This is a genomic window from Streptomyces sp. NPDC037100 (assembly GCF_055606225.1).
In genome coordinates, this window is record NZ_JBVJSX010000018.1 from 51064 (window position 1) to 68807 (window position 17744).

Annotated in this window: 14 protein-coding genes and 1 pseudogene; 7 read left to right on the plus strand and 8 right to left on the minus strand. The window is 68.7% G+C overall.

Annotated elements, in window-relative coordinates:
- Positions 1 to 69 precede the first annotated feature (69 nt).
- The 5 genes and pseudogenes from ACZ7EG_RS37395 to ACZ7EG_RS37415 all read left to right on the plus strand — a co-directional run.
- On the plus strand, positions 70 to 750 hold the full coding sequence (locus tag ACZ7EG_RS37395) for a haloacid dehalogenase type II (protein ID WP_471088890.1): 681 nt from the start codon (positions 70 to 72) through the stop codon (positions 748 to 750).
- Between the two features lie 73 nt (positions 751 to 823).
- Positions 824 to 1309 carry a RidA family protein gene (locus ACZ7EG_RS37400; protein ID WP_471088891.1) on the plus strand — a complete coding sequence of 162 codons (486 nt, stop codon included), beginning with the start codon at positions 824 to 826 and terminating at the stop codon, positions 1307 to 1309.
- A gap of 367 nt (positions 1310 to 1676) precedes the next feature.
- The gene (locus ACZ7EG_RS37405) at positions 1677 to 3080 is read left to right on the plus strand and encodes an NAD(P)/FAD-dependent oxidoreductase (RefSeq protein ID WP_471088893.1); all 1404 of its coding nucleotides are present in this window, start codon (positions 1677 to 1679) and stop codon (positions 3078 to 3080) included.
- A gap of 20 nt (positions 3081 to 3100) precedes the next feature.
- Positions 3101 to 4249 carry an N-methyl-L-tryptophan oxidase gene (solA, locus tag ACZ7EG_RS37410; protein WP_471088895.1) on the plus strand — a complete coding sequence of 383 codons (1149 nt, stop codon included), beginning with the start codon at positions 3101 to 3103 and terminating at the stop codon, positions 4247 to 4249.
- A gap of 334 nt (positions 4250 to 4583) precedes the next feature.
- Positions 4584 to 4949: pseudogene (locus tag ACZ7EG_RS37415) on the plus strand (MFS transporter); the annotation flags it as partial.
- 110 nt (positions 4950 to 5059) lie between these two features.
- On the opposite strand, the gene ACZ7EG_RS37420 reads toward ACZ7EG_RS37415, so the two are convergent.
- The 4 genes from ACZ7EG_RS37420 to ACZ7EG_RS37435 all read right to left on the minus strand — a co-directional run bounded on the left by ACZ7EG_RS37420 (position 5060) and on the right by ACZ7EG_RS37435 (position 12147).
- A complete protein-coding gene (locus ACZ7EG_RS37420; RefSeq protein WP_471088897.1) occupies positions 5060 to 6112 on the minus strand; it encodes an acetate/propionate family kinase in 1053 nt (350 codons plus the stop codon).
- Between the two features lie 918 nt (positions 6113 to 7030).
- Positions 7031 to 9205 carry an FUSC family protein gene (locus ACZ7EG_RS37425; protein WP_471088899.1) on the minus strand — a complete coding sequence of 725 codons (2175 nt, stop codon included), beginning with the start codon at positions 9203 to 9205 and terminating at the stop codon, positions 7031 to 7033.
- Between the two features lie 331 nt (positions 9206 to 9536).
- Entirely contained in the window at positions 9537 to 10712 is a 1176-nt protein-coding gene (locus ACZ7EG_RS37430) for a glutathione-independent formaldehyde dehydrogenase (protein ID WP_471088901.1), read from the minus strand.
- Positions 10713 to 10995: 283 nt separating this feature from the next.
- On the minus strand, positions 10996 to 12147 hold the full coding sequence (locus ACZ7EG_RS37435; protein ID WP_471088903.1) for a hypothetical protein: 1152 nt from the start codon (positions 12145 to 12147) through the stop codon (positions 10996 to 10998).
- A 324-nt stretch (positions 12148 to 12471) separates the two neighbouring features.
- Between ACZ7EG_RS37435 and ACZ7EG_RS37440 the strand changes: the two genes are divergently transcribed.
- Positions 12472 to 12921 (plus strand): DUF1931 family protein, encoded by a 450-nt coding sequence (locus ACZ7EG_RS37440; RefSeq protein ID WP_471088970.1) that lies wholly within the window; start codon positions 12472 to 12474, stop codon positions 12919 to 12921.
- A gap of 149 nt (positions 12922 to 13070) precedes the next feature.
- On the plus strand, positions 13071 to 14264 hold the full coding sequence (locus ACZ7EG_RS37445; protein ID WP_471088905.1) for a PP2C family protein-serine/threonine phosphatase: 1194 nt from the start codon (positions 13071 to 13073) through the stop codon (positions 14262 to 14264).
- 72 nt (positions 14265 to 14336) lie between these two features.
- Here the strand turns inward: ACZ7EG_RS37445 and ACZ7EG_RS37450 are convergent, their stop codons facing one another.
- The 4 genes from ACZ7EG_RS37450 to ACZ7EG_RS37465 form a co-directional block, all read right to left on the minus strand.
- The gene (locus ACZ7EG_RS37450; protein WP_191848385.1) at positions 14337 to 14729 is read right to left on the minus strand and encodes a DUF2267 domain-containing protein; all 393 of its coding nucleotides are present in this window, start codon (positions 14727 to 14729) and stop codon (positions 14337 to 14339) included.
- 419 nt (positions 14730 to 15148) lie between these two features.
- Positions 15149 to 15646, minus strand: a complete 498-nt coding sequence (locus tag ACZ7EG_RS37455) for an Hsp20/alpha crystallin family protein (protein WP_471088908.1) — start codon at positions 15644 to 15646, stop codon at positions 15149 to 15151.
- A 47-nt stretch (positions 15647 to 15693) separates the two neighbouring features.
- On the minus strand, positions 15694 to 17475 hold the full coding sequence (locus tag ACZ7EG_RS37460) for an FAD-dependent oxidoreductase (RefSeq protein WP_471088910.1): 1782 nt from the start codon (positions 17473 to 17475) through the stop codon (positions 15694 to 15696).
- Positions 17475 to 17738 carry a UBP-type zinc finger domain-containing protein gene (locus ACZ7EG_RS37465; RefSeq protein WP_471088912.1) on the minus strand — a complete coding sequence of 88 codons (264 nt, stop codon included), beginning with the start codon at positions 17736 to 17738 and terminating at the stop codon, positions 17475 to 17477. Before ACZ7EG_RS37465 ends, ACZ7EG_RS37460 begins: the two co-directional genes overlap by 1 nt.
- Positions 17739 to 17744 lie beyond the last annotated feature (6 nt).

Genomic DNA, 17744 nt, shown 5'->3' on the forward strand with positions numbered 1-17744 from the left:
CAATCGACCAGGCAAATGGTCGACAATCGACCACAGTGGGCCACTCCACTTAAACACACAGGAGGACCAGTGGCATTCGACATCAAGCCCAAGTTCGCGACGTTCGACATGAACGGAACGCTGATCAAGTTCAGCATCAACGACACGATGCGCGAGATCCTGGGCGACCGACTGCCGGCCGAGGTCGCCGATGAGTACCTGCGGATCTGCAAGGCGTACCGGATCGACGAGTGCACGGGCGCTTACCAGCCGTTCCACCAGGTCGTCGCCCGTTCCATGGAACGCGCCTCGCGCAAGGTCGGTCTCGAGTACCGGGAGGAAGACGCGCGGGCGGTGTACGAGACCATCCCCACCTGGGGCCCGTACTCCGGTGTCACCGAGGCTCTGAACCGCCTGGCCGAAGAGGTCCCGCTGGTCATCATCACGAACAGCGACACCGCGCACGCCAAGCGCCTCGCGGAGAACCTCAAGGCCCCCTTCGAGGTCGTCATCAGCGCCGAGGAGATGGGCATCTACAAGCCACGGCTCGGCGCGTTCGACTACATGTTCGACAAGCTCGGTGTGACACCCGACGAGCTCGTGCACGTCTCCGCGAGCCCCATGTACGACCTGCGCCCGGCGGCTGTCATGGGTATCAAGAACAAGGTGTACATGGACCGCGGCTGGGAGCACGACGAGCACTGGCTCGGCTACGAGCGGATCACCGACATCGCCGACCTCCCGGTCCTCTTCGGCCTGCCGCGCCCCTGACGTCCGAGCGGAGAACTGAAGAACCCGAGAACAGGAGAACTGAGGAAATGGTCCACAGCAAGGCGGTGGCGGCATGAGCCTGCCCCTGCCTCAGACCGTCAAGGGCGACTCGGCTTCGGAAAGGCTCCAGAACCTCGGACTGGAGCTGCCCGACCTTCCCGGCAACGCATATTTCGTGCACCACCGGGCGGTGGCCTCCAGCATCCACATCTCCGGCCAACTCCCTTACCGGGACGGTGAGTTGCTGGGTCAGGGCGTTGTCGGCCGGGACCTGGAGCTGGAAACCGCGAAGGAGCTCGCGCGCCATGCCGCGCTGAACTGCCTTGCAGCCGCCGTTCAGGCGGTGGGCGATCTGGACCGGGTCCGGATCATGCAGATGCTGGTCTTCGTGGCCAGTACGCCGGACTTCGGTGAGCAGTCGCAGGTCGCCAACGCGGCCAGTGAACTGCTCATCGAGGTACTGGGCGAGAACGGGCGGCACGCCCGCACCGCGATCGGTGTCGCCGGGCTGCCGCTCAACACCCCGGTCGAGATCCAGATGATCTGCACCGCGGTGTAGCGGCGCGTACCGAAGCGCCGATGGTGCCGGTCGACGTGATGCGGGAACCATCGGCCGTGTGCAGGACTTCGGCGCCGAGCACAGCCTCGACTCCAGGCCATACGTCACAACGCACATATCAAGGCCTCCCTCCAGCGCAGGTCAGCGGCCCCGAGGCCCCCATCCGCGGGCGTGGGGGGCCTCGGGGCCGGCGCCGGCACCCGCTCAGGCACCTCGCCACTCCCCCGCGGAGATCGCCGCCGCCGTTGGCTTCCTCGCGTCGTCTGAGTCCTCGTACATCACCGGGGCAACCCGCCCCGTCGACGGCGGCCACACCGCCTTCCCGCACCGGCCCACACGGTTCCCAGACACAGAAGAAGGACACGACATGAACGCGCTTGCGGCACCACCCCGAAACGGAGAGCTTGGCTTCTGGGTGGCCCAACTGGCCGACAAGAAGCCCTCGTTCCCCCGTTTCACCGGCCCGGACTCCGTCGACGTGGCCATTGTCGGCGGCGGCTACACCGGCCTGTGGGCGGCGTACTTCGCCAAGAAGCTCGAACCGTCGCTCTCGGTCGCCGTCTTCGAGTCCGAGCAGGTGGGCTACGGCGCGTCGGGGCGCAATGGTGGCTGGCTCTCGGCCATGCCGCCGGGAAACCGTGCCACCTTCGCCCGCGCCGGCGGAGGGCTGGAGGCGAGCCGGGCGCTGCAGCAGGAGTTCGTCGCCGGCGTCGACGCGGTCCTGGACATCCTTGAGGCCGAGGGGATCGATGCCGATCAGCACAAGGGCGGAGCGCTCGTCGCCGCCCACACGCGGGCGGGGCTGGGCCGCCTTGTCACCCGGCGTGAAGCAGAACTGAAGTACGGGCTGACCGACGACGAAGTCCACCTGCTCGACCGGGACGAGTTCCAGTCCCGGATCAACATCTCCACCGTCCACGGCGGACTCTTCTACAAGCACTGCGCGCGGATCCACCCCGCGAAACTCGTCTACGGCCTCGCCGACACCCTGACCTCCATGGGCGTCAGGATCTACGAGAGCAGCCGCGTGGACCGTGTCGAGGGCAAGACCCTCATCCTGGCCGACGGACGTGTCACCGCGGCCAAGGCGTTCATCTGCACCGAAGGCTACTCGGGACAACTGCTGGGCCGCCGGAGCCTGATCCCGGTCAATTCCTCGATGATCGTGACCAAGCCCCTGCCGGAGGAGGCATGGCAGCAGATCGGCTGGGACGGGCCCCAGTGCCTCAACGACTCCGCGCACACCTTCATCTACGCCCAGCGGACGTCGGACGGCCGTATCGCCATGGGGGGCCGCGGTGTCCCCTACCGCTTCGGGTCCGGCACGGGGGGAGCCGGTGCGACCGCCCAGTCCACCATCGACCTGATCTCGCACAAGCTCAGTACCTTCTTCCCTGGCATCCCCTTCGAGGTGGATCACGCCTGGTCGGGAGTCCTGGGCGTCACGCGTGACTGGAACGGCGGCGTGCACTGGGACCCGGCATCCGGGATCGGATCGTCCTCCGGCTACGCGGGGCACGGCGTCACGGCAGCCTATGTCGGCGGCAGGACCCTCGCGGAGCTCGCCTTCGAGAGGGAAACCGAACGGACCACGCTTCCCTGGGTGGGCTACCGGGCGCCGAAGTGGGAACCGGAACCCGTTCGCTGGCTGGGTGTTCACGCCATGTACCGGCTCTTCGGTATCGCGGACCAGTGGGAAGAGCGCAGGGGCTCCAGCAAGACCTCACTCCTGGCCAGATTCGGCAGCCGCCTCGCCGGACTCCACGAGTAAAAGAAAAGGGAACTGCTGTCATGGACGCACAACTCGCAGTCATCGGCTTGGGCAGCATCGGAAGCATGGCCCTGTGGCAGGCCTCCCGGCTGTCCGATTCGGTAGTCGGTTTCGAGGCCGCCACCCCCGCTCACGGCCGCAGTGCCGTCGGCGGGGACACCCGCCTGTTCCGCATGATCTACCTCGGCAGGCCCGAGTACTACCCCATCATCGAACGCTCCCGCGGCCTCTGGGCCGAGCTCGAAGCCGAAACCGGGCAGCAGGACATCCTCACGCCTACCGGGGGCCTGTCCATCGGGACGGCGAACGGCAGCTACATCAACAGTCTCCTCGAGGCAACGCGCATCACCGGAGCCGAGCACTACGTCCTCAGCCGGGAGGAGATGGCGGAACGCTACCCCCAGCACAATCTCCGCCCCGACGACTGCGCCGTCTACGACCCCCGCGCCGGTGTTCTGCGCACCGACCGCGCCGTCAGCGCTGCCGTCGCGGCGGCCCAGGCAGGCGGCGCCACCGTCCTGCAGAACACACCCGTGGACAGCATCACCGAAACCGACCACGGCGTGGTCGTCACTTCGGGCGACAGAACCTGGACGTTCGAGAAGGTCGTCGTCGCCTCGGGCGGCTGGTCCCGAAGGCTCATGCCCGACCGCCTCAAGGCCGTCACGGAAACCCATCGGATCGTCCTGACCTGGTTCATCGCCCAGGACGGCACGCAGTTCTCGCCGGAGAACTTCCCCGCCTTCAGCCGGTGGTACGAGGATCGCTCCATGTACGGCGCGCCCGCCGTCGACGGCGTGACGGTCAAGGCATCGGTGGACGGACCGGTGGCCGGGCTCGCAAGGGCAACCCCCGACCCGGACGCCGTGCCCAGGGAACTCACCCGGGAAGAAGTCGAAAAGGTCACCGAGATCGTCACCGAATTCTTCCCCGGCCTGATCCCCACCATCGCGCGCGCCGACGCCTTCCCCGACCTCTTCACCCAGGACAGGCATCCCCTCATCGGCTGGCTGGATCAGAACAGCAGCATCTACTGCGCCACCGGATTCTCCGGCAAGGGCTTCAAAATGGCGACCGGCTACGGCCACATCGCCGCGCACGAGGCGCTCGGCAAGCAGACAACCGAAGGCCTGGACTTCGTGCGTCCGGGCCGGTTCAAGACCAGGTAACCGCCCACTCCTGCCGCCTCGGCGCAGTGGCCTCGGTATCGCCGTCCGGCTGACGGTCGTTGCAGGACTCAACTCTTGATGTCCCGCAACGGTGCCGAGAGGCCGTATGCCGAACGGGCCCTCTGGGCCGTCCTCGCCCCGGCCGCCGTCCTGGAGCCCTGCTCGGGGCGCTCGCGGTCAGGGCGGCCGGTGGAGTACGCATCCCGCGGCTGAGGCGGCGGGCGTCGGCCGACCCCGGAGCGCACACGGACCATCCCAGCGGGACGGCGCAGACGGTGTCGGAACGACCGCGTACGCCCGTACTCCTACAACCCAGGAACAGACGGACACCACCATGCCCGATCTCATCTCCCGCGCCCTGACCCGCCGAACCGTCCGGACGACCAAGCCTTCACGCGAGCGGACCTGGAAGCATCTGTCACCGCTGCTGCGGCTGCTGATCCTTACCCAACTCACCTCTGGTATCGGCTTCTTACATGGGTGGATGGTCGGCTTCGTCCTGGGTCTGCGCACCTTCAGCCAGCAGGGCCTTTTCGTGGTCGGCGGCGCACTCGTCGACCGCTACGGCGTACGCCCGATCGTGCTGGCCGGCTGCGCGCTGCGGGTCGCCGGCTTCACCTGGCTGGGGTACGCGGAGCAGACCTGGACGGTGATCGGCGCGGTGCTCCTCATTTTGCCCACGGCGAGCATGCATCAGCCCTGGCTCCGGGCCTCGTCCAGGTGGGTCCTCGAACGCGACGTCCGTTATCCGGTAACAACACGACTGGCCACGCACCAGACGTGACAACAAACTTGTCCAACTGGTGACAGCTACCGTGTCCGGTCAGCGACGCCGAGCACCCGTCGGGTCTCGGCGGCGATCTGCTGTGTCTCGCCGGTTGCGACCACGAGGACCGGGACACTTCTCACCGCCTGATCGATGCGCCGGAGGCCTTCCCGCATCAAATCGTCCAGTTCGGGGACGAGCAGCCCGCCTCGTACACCGAGAACAGTCAGGGCCGAGCAGATCTCCTCGCGAACCTCGGGTTGGTCCTCGCCGATCTCGCCGGTGAAGACCAGCGCGTCCAGCCGGTCCAGCGAGGCGGCCATCGAGGCGATGCCCCTGCGGCAGCTGAGTGTGAACGTCGCCAGCGCCAACGCGGCCGCGGCATCACCCTCCGCGCGGGCGCGCACCAGGTCCCGGGTGTCTCCTGAGGTACCGGAGAGGCCGAGCAGACCGGAATGCCGGTGGAGTGTGTCATCCAATTCGTCCGTGCTCAGACCGTGCCGCCGCTGCAGCCACAGCAGCGCGCCGGGGTCGAGGCTGCCGCTGCGCCGGCTCATCACAAGTCCTTCCAGCGGAGTGAGGCCCATGGTGGTGTCCACGCTGCGTCCGTTCCGGACGGCGCAGGCCGAGCAGCCGCCGCCCAGGTGCACGAGCACGACCTGGAGGTTGTCGACGGGTCGGCCCAGGGCCTGCGCCGTCCTCTGCAGTGCCCACGAGTAGGAAAGCCCGTGGAAGCCGTATCGGCGGAGCCCGTATTCGGCTCGCCATCGTTCCGGCACGGCGTACGTGCACGCCTGTGCCGGCAGATCCTTGTGAAAGACAGTGTCGAAGCAGGCGACATGAGGAACGTCGGGCAGGAGTTCTCGTGCGGCATCGACCACATGCAGGGCAGGGGTCACGTGCAGCGGCGCGAGATCGGCGACGTCCTCCAGCAGAGCCCGTACGGGTGTGTCGATCAGCGTATGTCCAGTCAGGTGCGGACCGCTGTGGACGATGCGGTGACCAACCGCCGCAGGAGCGGGCACCTCGCTGAGAAAGTTCCGCAGTTCCGCCGCCGCAGCAGGCCCCGGAGGCTCCGAGGCGTCTCGATCCGCCACCCGTTCACCGTCGGCCGCGAACAGAGCGATGTGGAGGCTCGAAGAGCCAGCGTCGAGGACCAGTACGTGACCATCACGGCTCTCGTGGGAGCGGTCAGCTCTCATCACACACCTCCAGTGCACCTGCGTCCTCCGGCACGGTGTGCCCGCCACAGAGCGCGACCCCGTGCTCATGGCCGGCCTCGGCGCGGACCGGGTTGTGCTCCGCCCAGCTCTCCAGGGCGGTGAGGAAGGCACTGATGTCCCAGTCGCCGTCCTCCAGGCGGGTGCCGACGTTTCGGCCACGTCGGACTTCGACCTGTTCGTTCGCCGGCCAGGGGCACCGTCGGTGTCCGTCTGCCGGCTGATCCCCCTGCGGTGCGGTGGCGCGGTACCTCCCGCCGGCTCGAGACAAGGTCCCGGGCCGTCTCGGAGGGCAGACCCCGGGTGGGCGCCAGGACGGGCCGCGGGTTCCTGCCGTTCGTGCTCGAGTCGGGCTGCCTCATAACCCTTGTCCTGCCGCCTGGTAGGCCTCGGTGATGCCGCGCCTCGCCGCATCTCCCCAGGCTGCCACCACAGGGAGGGATCCGCTCGTCCACCCGTTCGACAGCACGCCGCGCCTGCGGGCGGGGGCACCCCCTGCATGCTGACTGTGCGACCCATTCTCCCGAGGATCGAGGACGGCATCCACCTCGTCGTCGCGGCGCTCCTCGTACTGTTCGCGGGGCTCCTCGCCGTCGGGGGCCTCCCTGACATCATCAGGTCGATCCAGGAGCCGTACCGCGAGGAGCCAGGCGGAGAAGTCCTTCCGGTGGAACGTCGAGGGGATCCAACTGCTCATCCTGGCGGGGCTGATCCTCGTGATGGCGACGGCGGTGTACGTGTGGCGGCGCTCGAAGCCGCCGGGAGACTACTTCCCGCCCCAGGTCGCCGGAGCCCTCACCCACCCCGGTGCGCGGGCCCTGATCCGTCACCTTCCGCAGCCCCGGCAGCCCGCACCCGTTGCTCCTCGCGAGCAGAGCCGACGTCCCGTTCCAGGGGTGTGCGGCTCACTGCTGCCGCGAGGTCCTCCAGGGCCCGCTTCTGCAGTTCCGCCCCGCGCCGCAGCACCGGGCTCCGGTCCCCGGCGACGCCTTCCCACGCGTGGAGCGCCTCCTCCACGCGCCCCCAGTCGGGATTCCTGTGCTCGCGCACGTCGTCTGCCGCCTGCGCGGTGTCCGCCTCCAGGGCCTCGGCGAACCGCTGCGCCTCGGGGACGAAACGACTGTCGGCCCGCGGGACGTGGCTCTCCATGAGCATCGCTGCCCGGTCGAACCCCTTGAGCGCCTCCTGCGCATCCTCCGCCTCGCGCGACGTCAGACCCCGGGGGCGGACCGGTTCCTGCCTTGCCTGGTCGTAGGCCTCCTGCCAGGCGGCACGCGCCTGCCTGCTCGCCAGCAGGGCCCTGCGCATGTCGGCCCGATGCTCCCGGGTCGGTTCGGCGTAACTGCGGAGCACCGCGGCCGCGTAGCGGCCGTCGGCGGCGAGCCAGTCCGCGAGCCGGCCCGGCAGCCGGGGGGTCTCCCATGCGGGGAACACCACGTACGCCAGCATGGCCAGGGCCCCGCCGAGCAGGGTGAGCACCACCCGCTCCGGGACCGTCTGCTCCCATGCCTGGCCGCCCATGCCGAGCAGGAAGACGACGTACGCGGCAGTGAAGCACTGGGAGTAGGCGTAGCCGGTACGGAGCAGCGTGTACGACAGGGCCGCCGAGACCACCGCCAGCGCCCCGAACACATGGGCGTCCGGGCCCAGGGCCCGCACCATCCCGGTGGCGAGCGCGACCCCCGCCAGGGTCCCGGCGAGACGGCCCACCGCACGTGCGTACGTCCGGTGGAAGTCCGGCCGCATCACCATCACCGAGGCGATGGGCGCCCAATAGCCGTGGCCCACGGGTAGCCGGGAAGCGATGAGATAGCCGAGCGTGGCCACCGCCGCCAGGCGGACGGCGTGCCGGAACACGGGCGAGTCCCGGCGGAGCTCACGGCGGACCGCCTGGACGACGACCGGGAGCAGTCGGAACATGGTCGGGCGCACCAGGAACTGGGCACTCGCGGGGCCGGGCGGCGTAGGCGCCTTGTCGCGCGCGCCGCCGCTCCCGGCGATGTCCAACGCCTCGGCGAGCAGTTCCACGAGCCGTTCGGCGGCCTGCCGGGCGGGCCCCTCCAGCACCTCGTGTTCATCGTCGACGCGCAGGACGTCCGCACTCCTGGGCGGCACCTCGGCGGGAGTGCCGCGGCGGATCGAACGGGCGGCCGCGTCCAGGACGTCGGCGGCCGCGTCGAGCAACTCCCGTGCGCGGTCCCGCCCGGGTCCCTCCGCCGGGGCGCCGACGTCCGGGTCGGCGAGTGCGGCGACGACCGGCAGAATGCGCTCGGCGAGGCCCCGGGGGCCGTGGAGGACGGGGGGACGGGTGCGGGCTTGGGATGGCGTCACGGCGGCCGCGTCCCGGGCCGTCATCAGTGGCTCCGGGTCGAACGGCACGGTCGGGTCCTGTCGCAGCCGGCGGGCGTGGTCCGCAACGGCGGCCAGCGCGTCGGCGAGGGCGTCACGATGTGCCCCCCATCGACGGATCGGGAAAAGCAAGATCAGTACGGCCTGTGCCACGCCTCCGAGCGCGATGACCCCGGCGTGTTCCAGGGCTCGTGCGACGCTCGTGGGCAGGGTGATGGTCACCAGCATGCTGCCGACCGTCGTCGCTGCGACGATTCCAGCGGTCGATCCGAGGGACCACGCCATCCCCGCGGCAAAGGCCCATACGGCCAGGAGGGGGAGGAAGGTCACGAGTCGCCCCGCTGCCAGGTAGCCCACGAAGGTGCCGAGCGCCAAGCCCGCGCCCGCGCCGAGCGCGATCACCTTGCGCGGACGCCAGGTGCGCTGGAAGGTGGCCGCACCCGCGGAGTAGGCACCGAGGGCGGCGGACGCGGCGTACGCAGGGGAGACCAGCCACAGCGCCGGCCCGATGACGAGCGCCACCCCAGCAGCCGTGCGCAGCGCGAGCAGGGGCTCCAGCCGCGTCTCCTCGATCGTGAGCCCGGATCGCACGACCTCCCCGAAGGTCCGCAGCCACCTCACGGTGTGAGCCCGGTCGGAACGCCCTGCCGGGTCGCGACGGGCTGGTCGAGGTGCGGCCGCAGGACGAGGAAGTCTCCCGCGGGGCCCAAGAACTGAGCATCGGTGAATACGCGACACATCAGCATGTGGCCTCACCAGTCCCAGGTTTCCTCGCACGCATGTCCGGCGGGGTCTTCGCCTCCGGGCCGGCCGGCATGCGGGGGCCACGGTCCGTCCTACCGGGCCGAACTCCAGTGGTCGCCGCCGGCTCAGCCCCTGCCGGAATCAGGGTGACTGCCACCCGTCACCCGGACTGGTCCAGGGAGACAGACGGGCGGCGGCCCCTGAGTTCCTATCGCTTGCTGCCGTTCCCGTGCCCGTTGGGATGCAGCACCACCTTCGTCCAGCCCTCGTCGCGGGCATCGAAGTGCTCATACGCAGTGGGGGCATCGTCCAGACTGAGTTCGTGCGAAACGACGAAGCTCGGCTTTGCCTTTTCGCCGGCGATCAGATCCCGCAGCGCCCGGTTGTACTTCTTCACTGGCGCCTGCCCGGTGCCCATGCGCTGGCCCTTGAACCACATCATGCCGAAGTCGATCGGGACCTTCCCCTGTGCTTCCAGCTCCCCCTGTGCCTCTGCGCCGCCCGGATCCTCGGGCAGGAACACGCCCACCACGCCGATGTGGCCCGTGAACCTGACCGTGTCGATGAGTCCGTTGAGCGTGAGACTGGCGTCCTCGTGTCCCTCGTGGTCGTGTGCTTGGTAGCCGACGCATTCACAGCCGTTGTCGGCGCCCAGGCCGAGGGTGGCTTCCTTGACGACCTGAGCCGGGTCCTGCTCGGCGGTGTTGATCGGTATGGCCCCGATCTCCTCCGCCTTGCGCAGCCGGTCGGGCTGGTGGTCGGCCACCCAGACGCGGCCGGCGCCCTTGAGGAGGGCGGAGTAGGTCGCCATCAGCCCGACCGGACCGGCCCCGAAGACGATGGTCTGGTCGCCCGGTTGGACGTTGGCCATCTCGGTGGCGTGATAGCCGGTGGGGAAGATGTCGGCGAGCATCACGTAGTCGGTCTGCCGCTCGGCGGCGTCCTCGCCCAGGCGCAGCGCGTTGAAGTCGCCGTAGGGGACGCGCAGCAGTTCCGCCTGGCCGCCCTGGTAGGGGCCCATGTCGGCGAACCCGTAGGCGGCTCCGGCGAGGGCCGGTTCCGGCTGCATGGTCAGGCAGTAGTTGGTCAGTCCCCGCTCGCACTGCTTGCAGAAGCCGCAGGCGATGTTGAAGGGCAGTACCACATAATCGCCGACCTGGACCTTGCGGACCGCCGAGCCGGCCTCCACCACCTGGCCCAGGTTCTCGTGTCCCAGCGTGCGGCCGGACTCGAACGAGGTGCGGCCCTCATACATGTGCAGGTCAGAACCACAGATGTTGGTGGCGGTGATCTTGACGATGATGTCGCAGGGGTGCTCGATCTTCGCGTCCGGTACGTCCTTCACCGCGACCGTTCGCGGGCCTTCGTATACCGCTGCTTTCATGACTGCGATCCCTTGATGTCGTGGCATGACCGCACCATGGCGGTGATGGAGACGGCGCGAAGAGCCTCACTGTCGGGAGTTGAACGCGTGGGGGGACGCGGTCCGTACTCCGGCATGCCTCTGCGGGTCGTTCACCCGGATCAGGTGCGACGGCGCCGCCGGCGGCTTGCCACGCGGAACACCGGCGTCCGGCGGCGTGCTGTCCGGGTCCCCGTCGGTCCTCGACGCGAAACGAGCACGCGCGCATCGATCAGCGAAACCTTCCCCTCCGGACGACCACCGACTACCGCCGTGTCTCCGACTCCGACGTCGGCCAGTCATCGTGGCCGTCCTGGAGCCTGTGGCGACGTTCCTGTTCGCGCTTGGAGTAGGCGGCTGCCCGGATCGCATCGTCGCTCTCCAAGCCTGATCCCAGCGCGCCGCCCACGGTGGCGACCGAAGCGACGAACCAGGACAGCGTCACGTACTCCCCAGCGTGCAGTGGAGTTCGTGTCACGGAAGCGAACGCTTGGCCGTTGAGGATGAACAGCGCCCACACCCAGTTGATGACCATCAAACCCACGTAGCAGACCAGAACGCCGATACCCACGGTCACGACCGTCGAGGCGTTGTACAGCCGCGCCCTCTGCCTCGCCTCCGGCGAGCTGTCTGTTGATCGATGCCACAGCTCCGCGTCTATGATCAGCCAGCCGATCATGATCGCGAGAGATCCGACCGTGGCAATCACGAGGCGTGGCGTGCTGAGGGACGAGGCGAGGGTCCAGACGGTGGAGTTCACGGTGGCGACCGCTCCCGTGGCGAGTGCGGCCGCCAGGGCTTTTGACAAGCCCGGTACCAATCGCCACGGCCGGTTGGCGCGGACCATACCGGCGAGCACCCGCAGGTAACCGCGCGGCCCGCTGACGACGAACCGAAGATCGTCGGTCTCCTTCTCATCGGTTCGGCCCGGATGAAAAGGGGCGAGACGATTGACGGAGGGCCCCGGAGGTGGCTGACTTCGCGGAGTTCCCTCAGCCCCATCGGTTTGCGGACTCGCCATGCCGAGCACGGCTTCTTCGACGGCCCGCCGGGCCCTCGTCTGCAGCCGCAGGCCCCCCAGTGAAGGTAGAGACAGCAGCACCAAGCCGTGTTCGTGATTCAGATTCACAGCTAGCTTGCGCCCGTGTGAGTGCAGCGGAAGGTCGGTGAGGGCCACGACGATGTCCCAGTTCTCCGCACTCCCACGGTTCATGATCCGGCCCATCAGGGTGGGCGGGTCCTCCGTCCCCGAGGTGAAGGGCTCGCTGACCACCTCGACGTCGAACCGTCGCCCCTGGCCCGACTTGTCGGCGAGCCGATCAGGAAGTGTCCGGGCCATGCGCTGCGCGATCTCCGTCGGCGCGTCCGGATCCGCCAGGAGAGCCACGACCGTAACGCCCTGAGACCGCACCTGCATGACCGGACCCTCCTCGTCGGCTACCCCGCCGATCCCGAGTGCCCGCAGACGCCGCCGCGGTAACGTCCACGCCACGTGACACGTCGGCCTCTCCGCCTGCAGGGGCGGGGCTCACCGGCCTCTCCCGAGCGCTCTCCGGCCCTGCTGTCGGTCCGCCCGCCCGTCCGACAACCCGGACAGTCGGGCGCATGGGCCTGGCAGGGCAATACAGGGAGGCCAATTGGGCCCGACATGCGCAAGCGTTCGCGCGCCCCCGTCGGCCAGGCTGACTTGGAAGCCCAGGGGTCGGGAGCCACCCGGCTCCCGCAGCCGGAGGTTGCCATCATGACCGTGATGTCCATCGTCAAATTCGAGAGGTTCTTTCGCGCGGCCGCAGGACTGAACGTCGACAAGAACGATCTCAAGCGCTACAGCGACTTCGTCGACGCCAAGCTCTACGATCTGCTGACCGTCGCCCAGGCCACTGCCAAGGCCAACGGGCGCGACATCATCCGGACCTGTGACTTGCCGATCACGAAAGGCCTGCAGGAGAGCATTCACCACTTCCGGAAGATCGACCAGGAAATGGAACTCAAGCCGATCCTGGAACAGCTCGCCACCCACCCCGCTCTGGACCGCACGCCCGATGAGGAGACCGAGGCGGCCTATCCGGACATCATCGGCGGACTCAGCCTGGCCCTTGCCCAGAGCTTCAAGATCATCCACCCCGACCTGAAAAACCCTCAGACCCAGCACTGGGACGAGGCTCGAGCCGTCTTCGACCTCCTGCTGTGAGTGGCGACCGGAACAGGCGGTGCAGGCCACGGCCGAACAGCGTCAGCGCGTTCCGCTTCCTCGGCTGCGCAGCGGCCTGATCGGCCCCCGGCTCGGGTGCCGGAGAGCTCAGATTGTGACGGCTCGTCCTTGAAGGGATCATCGCAGGCATGGACAGGAACGTGTCCGTCGGGCCCGGGGAGCGGCTGCTGGATGAACTGGTCAGGGCTGCGCAGCTGGCATCACCTGCGGAACTGCCCGCGGTCCTGAACCGGTATACCGAGGCCATGGGCTTGGGCAGGGCCGTTGTCTATCTGGTCGACATCCAGCAGAGACTGCTGGTGCCGTTCGTCGAAGGCGAGCCGGAACTGGAGCTCGACACTTCGCTGGCCGGATGGGCCTACCGCACCGACTCACTCCGAGTGGAAGAAGACCCCTCCGAAGGTCTGAACGTGTGGTTGCCCCTGGCCGACGGGGCGGAGCGGCTGGGCGTCGTGGAGCTGAACGTGAGCACCCTGGACGGGCTCAAGCTACGGCGCTGCCGAACCGCGGCGCTGCTCCTCGCACTGATCATCACATCCAAGCGCACCTACAGCGACACCATCGCGCAGCGCATGCGTACCCGGCCGATGCACCTGCCCACGGAGATGGTGAGGGCATTTCTCCCTCCCCGGTCGATCGGCACCGGGCGGGTCGTGTCGACGGCGGTTCTGGAGCCTGCGTACGAACTGGGCGGCGATGCTTTCGACCATGCGTTCACCGAGGACGTTCTGCACGCCGCAGTACTCGACGGCATGGGGCACGATCTGGCCTCCGGACTTGCCACCTCTGTCGCCATGGCAGGCTGCCGTAACGCCCGGCGCAGCGGGGCAGAACTGAACGAACTCGTGGGCACCGTGGACGAGGCGCTGGCGAAGTGGCTTCCGGAGCAGTTCTGCACGGGTGTCTTCACACAGTTGCACATGCCCACGGGTGTGCTGCGATGGTGCAACTGCGGTCACCCGCCTCCGTTGCTCATCCGTCGCCATCGTCTGCTCCACGAGGCATTGGAGCGGCCATCTGAGCCACCTTTGGGTCTGCCCGCCGGTCTCGCCGGGACCACCCGTCAGGTGCACGACGTCAGCCTCGAGCCCGATGACCGAATACTGCTCTACTCGGACGGCGTCGTGGAATCACGCGACGAGGCGGGCGAGGAGTTCGGTCTGGAACGCTTCACCGACTACGTCATCCGGTCGACCGCGGCAGGGCAGAGCGCCCCGGAAGTGCTGCGCCTGCTCATCCACGCCATCCTCGAGCATCAGCACAACGAACTCAGCGACGACGCCACGATCTTGATGTTCGAGTGGCAGCCCCCTGATCCGTGACCGCCCGCGACCTGGTACTGGGGCGGCCGGGGCGCCGCTGCGTGGGCCTTTCGTTCTGAGCGCTGCACGAGCTCAGTCCGCGAGGTCGGCCTTTCCGAACAGGACCGCGTAACTGGAGGGGAGTTGGCTGATGATCTGATTCAGTTCTCCGCCGGTCACAGCGTCGGCGACGGTGGTCAGGACCGCGCTGGCGTCCCACTGTGCCGTACGCGGCCGGGCACCCGTGCGCTCGGCGACCCGGCGGTAGAACTCTTCGATCCCGAAGCTCTGCGCCTGCTGGGGCGTTGCATGGTCCAGAACCTGTCCCAGCGGGCCGGGCATCTGGGATGCGAGGTCCTTGACCTCTCCCGGGCTGATCCGTTGGGCCAGCACTTCCAGCACGGCGTTGGTGACGTCTGCGGCTTCGTCCGGGTTCTTGTATTCGCCTCGTTCGCGTACGTGGGCGAGGAATCCGTCGTATTTCATCTTTGCCTCCTTCTGCGCCGGTCATCGCTGGTCATGGGGTCGCCCGGTGCGCTGTCGAGCCCGCCGGGTGCTTTTGCCATGAGGGCGACACGATGCTCTGGCGCTGCGCGCGTGGGTGCGGAGAGGAGGGAAGCAAGCGATATCCGACAGCCCAGAACGCTGAGCGTTACGCACGGGCATTCGACCGCGAGGACCAGGCGGACATGGGCCGGCGAGCCCCGCTCGGTCTGCTCCCCCTTCGGCTGCTGCGCGCCTGGCGTCTGCGGAGCCGAAAGGAAGCGGGTGGCGAGCCACATGCCGACCCTCCGCCGCGGTGAGGGCTTGTGATACGGGTCGTCATTCATGAGTCACCCCGGATGTCGAGCCTCGCCGGCCGGCCGCGGTGCCGGACGGGTGACCGGAACCGCGGCCTTCGTGTCTCAGCCGCTGCTCCCGGTGCTTTCACTCGTCTCGCTGATCTCGACGTGCCGGGGCTTTGCGACCTCGGCCTTGGGGACGGTGATGGTGAGCACCCCGTCCGACATCTGCGCGTTGATCTTTTCGGTGTCGACTTCTCCGGGCAGCCGCAGCCGGTACTCGAAGGCTCCGGTGCGGCGGGTGCTCCGTCGCAGGACGCCTTTGCGTTCCCTCTCCTTGATCTCTCCGGTGACCACCACTTCCTGGCCGTTCGCTTCGACGTCGATGTCCTTGCTCTTGACGCCGGGGAGTTCGATCTCGATGTGGAAGGCGTCGTCGGACTCCGTGACATCCGCCAGGGGTGTCCACGCGACTGCGGGTGCCGCGCCTCCCACCGTGGATTCGATCAGTCCGCTCATCTCGCTGAGCAGTTGGTCGAACTCCGTCAGCGGATTGCGTGCCCAGCCAAGCGGCCTGGCCTGCATTGCGGCACCCCGTTGGTGCCGGACGGGCGTAGTCATTCCCATCGCCTCCTTCTCCTTCTCGTGATCTCGTCGCCCGCTGGGTGTCATGCGAGCCAAGCGGACTCCTTCGGACGGGTGTGCGGTGAGCTGTCGGTGCCGCCGGGCGCGGCCGTGTGGCCCAGGTAGCGGTGCACGAAGTGGATGCTCATCGCGCCTTCGCCGACCGCGGAGGCCACGCGTTTCACCGAGCCGCTGCGGACATCGCCGGCGGCGAAGACGCCCGGCAGGCTGGTCTCCAACGTCAGGCAGTCGCGGCCCTGGCTCTGCCAGAATCCGGGGGCGGAGCAGGCCTGCGCCTCCGCGCCGGTGAGCACGAAGCCGCGCGCGTCGAGGGCGAGCGCGCCGGACAGCCACTCGGTGTGGGGGTCGGCGCCGGTAAAGACGAACAGGGCGCGCACCGCGAGGTGGCGATGCTCGCCCGTACGGTGGTCGACCACGGTGACCGCCTCCAGCACCTTGTCGCCGAGTGCCTCGGTCGTCTCGGTGTGCAGCAGCACGCGCACCCGCGGGTGGCGCTCGACCTGATCGATCAGGTAGCGGGACATGTGCGCCTCGAGGTTCGCCCCACGGACGAGCAAATACACCTGCGGTGCGTACCCGGCCAGGAAGAGCACGGCCTGGCCCGCGGAGTTGCCTCCACCGACGACGGCCACCGGGTCGGTGCGGCACTGCTGGGCTTCGTAGACGGTCGCCGAGTAGTGGACGCTCGTTCCCTCCAGGCGTTCGATACCGGGCACCCGGAGGCGGCGGTAGCGAGCGCCGGTGGCCAGGACGACTGTGCGGGCGGTGATCTCGCTGCCGTCGGCGAACCCGACGGCGTAGTGCCCGTCCCGCGGTTCGAGCCGAGCCGCCTCCGCCGGGACGCTGATCCTGGCGCCGAACTTGTCGGCCTGGAGCACGGCGCGTTCGGTGAGTTCGGCGCCGGAGATGCCGGAGGGGAAGCCGAGCAGATTCTCGATGCGGGACGACGTGGCGGCCCGGCCGCCGCTGGCCATGGCCTCGACCACGGTCGTGCCCAGGCCCTCCGAGGCGGCGTTCACCGCGGCGGCGAGACCAGCGGGTCCGGAGCCGACGATCAGGAGATCGCCGTGATGGTTTCCGGCAGGCAGCGACGGCAGGCCGATGAGCCGGGCCAGTTCCGCGTTACTGGGGTTGCGCAACAGAGTGGTGTCCCGCCAGATGACGAGCGGTGTCTCCGCCGGGCCGACGCCGAAGCGGCGCAGCAACTCCTCGGCCTCCTCGTCGGTCTCCAGATCGATCCAGCGGTACGGCAGCCGGTTGCGGGCGGCGAACTCACGCAGCCGCCGGGTATCGGGCGAATAGCGCGAGCCGACGATGCGGAAACCGGCGCCCTGACCGACGAGCAAAGCACGCCGGCCCAGGCAGGCGCGCAGCACCACATCGCCGAGGACGGAGTCCCGGGTCACCAGGTCACGCAGCTGGTCCATGGACAGGGCGAGGACCTCACCGGGGTCCCTGATCACGGCGGTGTAGAAGGCCACCTGCCCGTTCAGGAGGCCGAGTTCGCCGATGAAGCGGCCAGGGCCGTGCACACGCAGCAGGCGTTCGTCGGGCGTGCCGTAGTCCTCGACTATGGCGACCGAGCCACTGAGGACGACAAAGAAGGTCTCGCACCGCTCCCCCTCCCGGATCAGCACGTCACCAGCGTCGACCGCGCGCCGCCGGCCATGCTGCGCCAGGCGGTCCATCTGGTCGTCCGGCAGGCGGGGATAGGCGCCGTAGATGTCGGCGGTCTCGAAGGGGACGCTCTCCTCCGCCTCGTCCGGCACAGGCGCTGCGCCCGGCCGCGTCTCGTCCCCGGCCATCACACGAACGCCTCGTGGGCGAAGCACCACCGCCAGTCCTCGCCGGGCTCCAGCGACGCCACGATCGGATGGCCGTCGGCGGCGGCGTGACGGCGCGCGTGCCGGTTGGGCGAGGAATCGCAGCAGCCGACGTGGCCGCAGGTCAGGCAGAGCCTGAGGTGGACCCACGGGGAGCCGAGCAGCAGACACTCTTGACACCCTTCGGGGGTCAGTGGCCGGACCGGCCGGACGAGCGCGAGGTGGGGGTCGGTTCCTACGGTCATGGCTGA

What these genes read in the sequence shown, in the direction of transcription:
- ACZ7EG_RS37400 (WP_471088891.1), top strand. Translation starts at nt 824, where the DNA reads ATGAGCCTGCCCCTGCCTCAGACCGTCAAGGGCGACTCGGCTTCGGAA.
- ACZ7EG_RS37405 (WP_471088893.1), top strand. Translation starts at nt 1,677, where the DNA reads ATGAACGCGCTTGCGGCACCACCCCGAAACGGAGAGCTTGGCTTCTGG.
- solA (WP_471088895.1), top strand. Translation starts at nt 3,101, where the DNA reads ATGGACGCACAACTCGCAGTCATCGGCTTGGGCAGCATCGGAAGCATG.
- ACZ7EG_RS37430 (WP_471088901.1), bottom strand. Translation starts at nt 10,712, where the DNA reads ATGAAAGCAGCGGTATACGAAGGCCCGCGAACGGTCGCGGTGAAGGAC.
- ACZ7EG_RS37435 (WP_471088903.1), bottom strand. Translation starts at nt 12,147, where the DNA reads ATGCAGGTGCGGTCTCAGGGCGTTACGGTCGTGGCTCTCCTGGCGGAT.
- ACZ7EG_RS37440 (WP_471088970.1), top strand. Translation starts at nt 12,472, where the DNA reads ATGACCGTGATGTCCATCGTCAAATTCGAGAGGTTCTTTCGCGCGGCC.
- ACZ7EG_RS37445 (WP_471088905.1), top strand. Translation starts at nt 13,071, where the DNA reads ATGGACAGGAACGTGTCCGTCGGGCCCGGGGAGCGGCTGCTGGATGAA.
- ACZ7EG_RS37450 (WP_191848385.1), bottom strand. Translation starts at nt 14,729, where the DNA reads ATGAAATACGACGGATTCCTCGCCCACGTACGCGAACGAGGCGAATAC.
- ACZ7EG_RS37455 (WP_471088908.1), bottom strand. Translation starts at nt 15,646, where the DNA reads ATGACTACGCCCGTCCGGCACCAACGGGGTGCCGCAATGCAGGCCAGG.
- ACZ7EG_RS37460 (WP_471088910.1), bottom strand. Translation starts at nt 17,475, where the DNA reads ATGGCCGGGGACGAGACGCGGCCGGGCGCAGCGCCTGTGCCGGACGAG.
- ACZ7EG_RS37465 (WP_471088912.1), bottom strand. Translation starts at nt 17,738, where the DNA reads ATGACCGTAGGAACCGACCCCCACCTCGCGCTCGTCCGGCCGGTCCGG.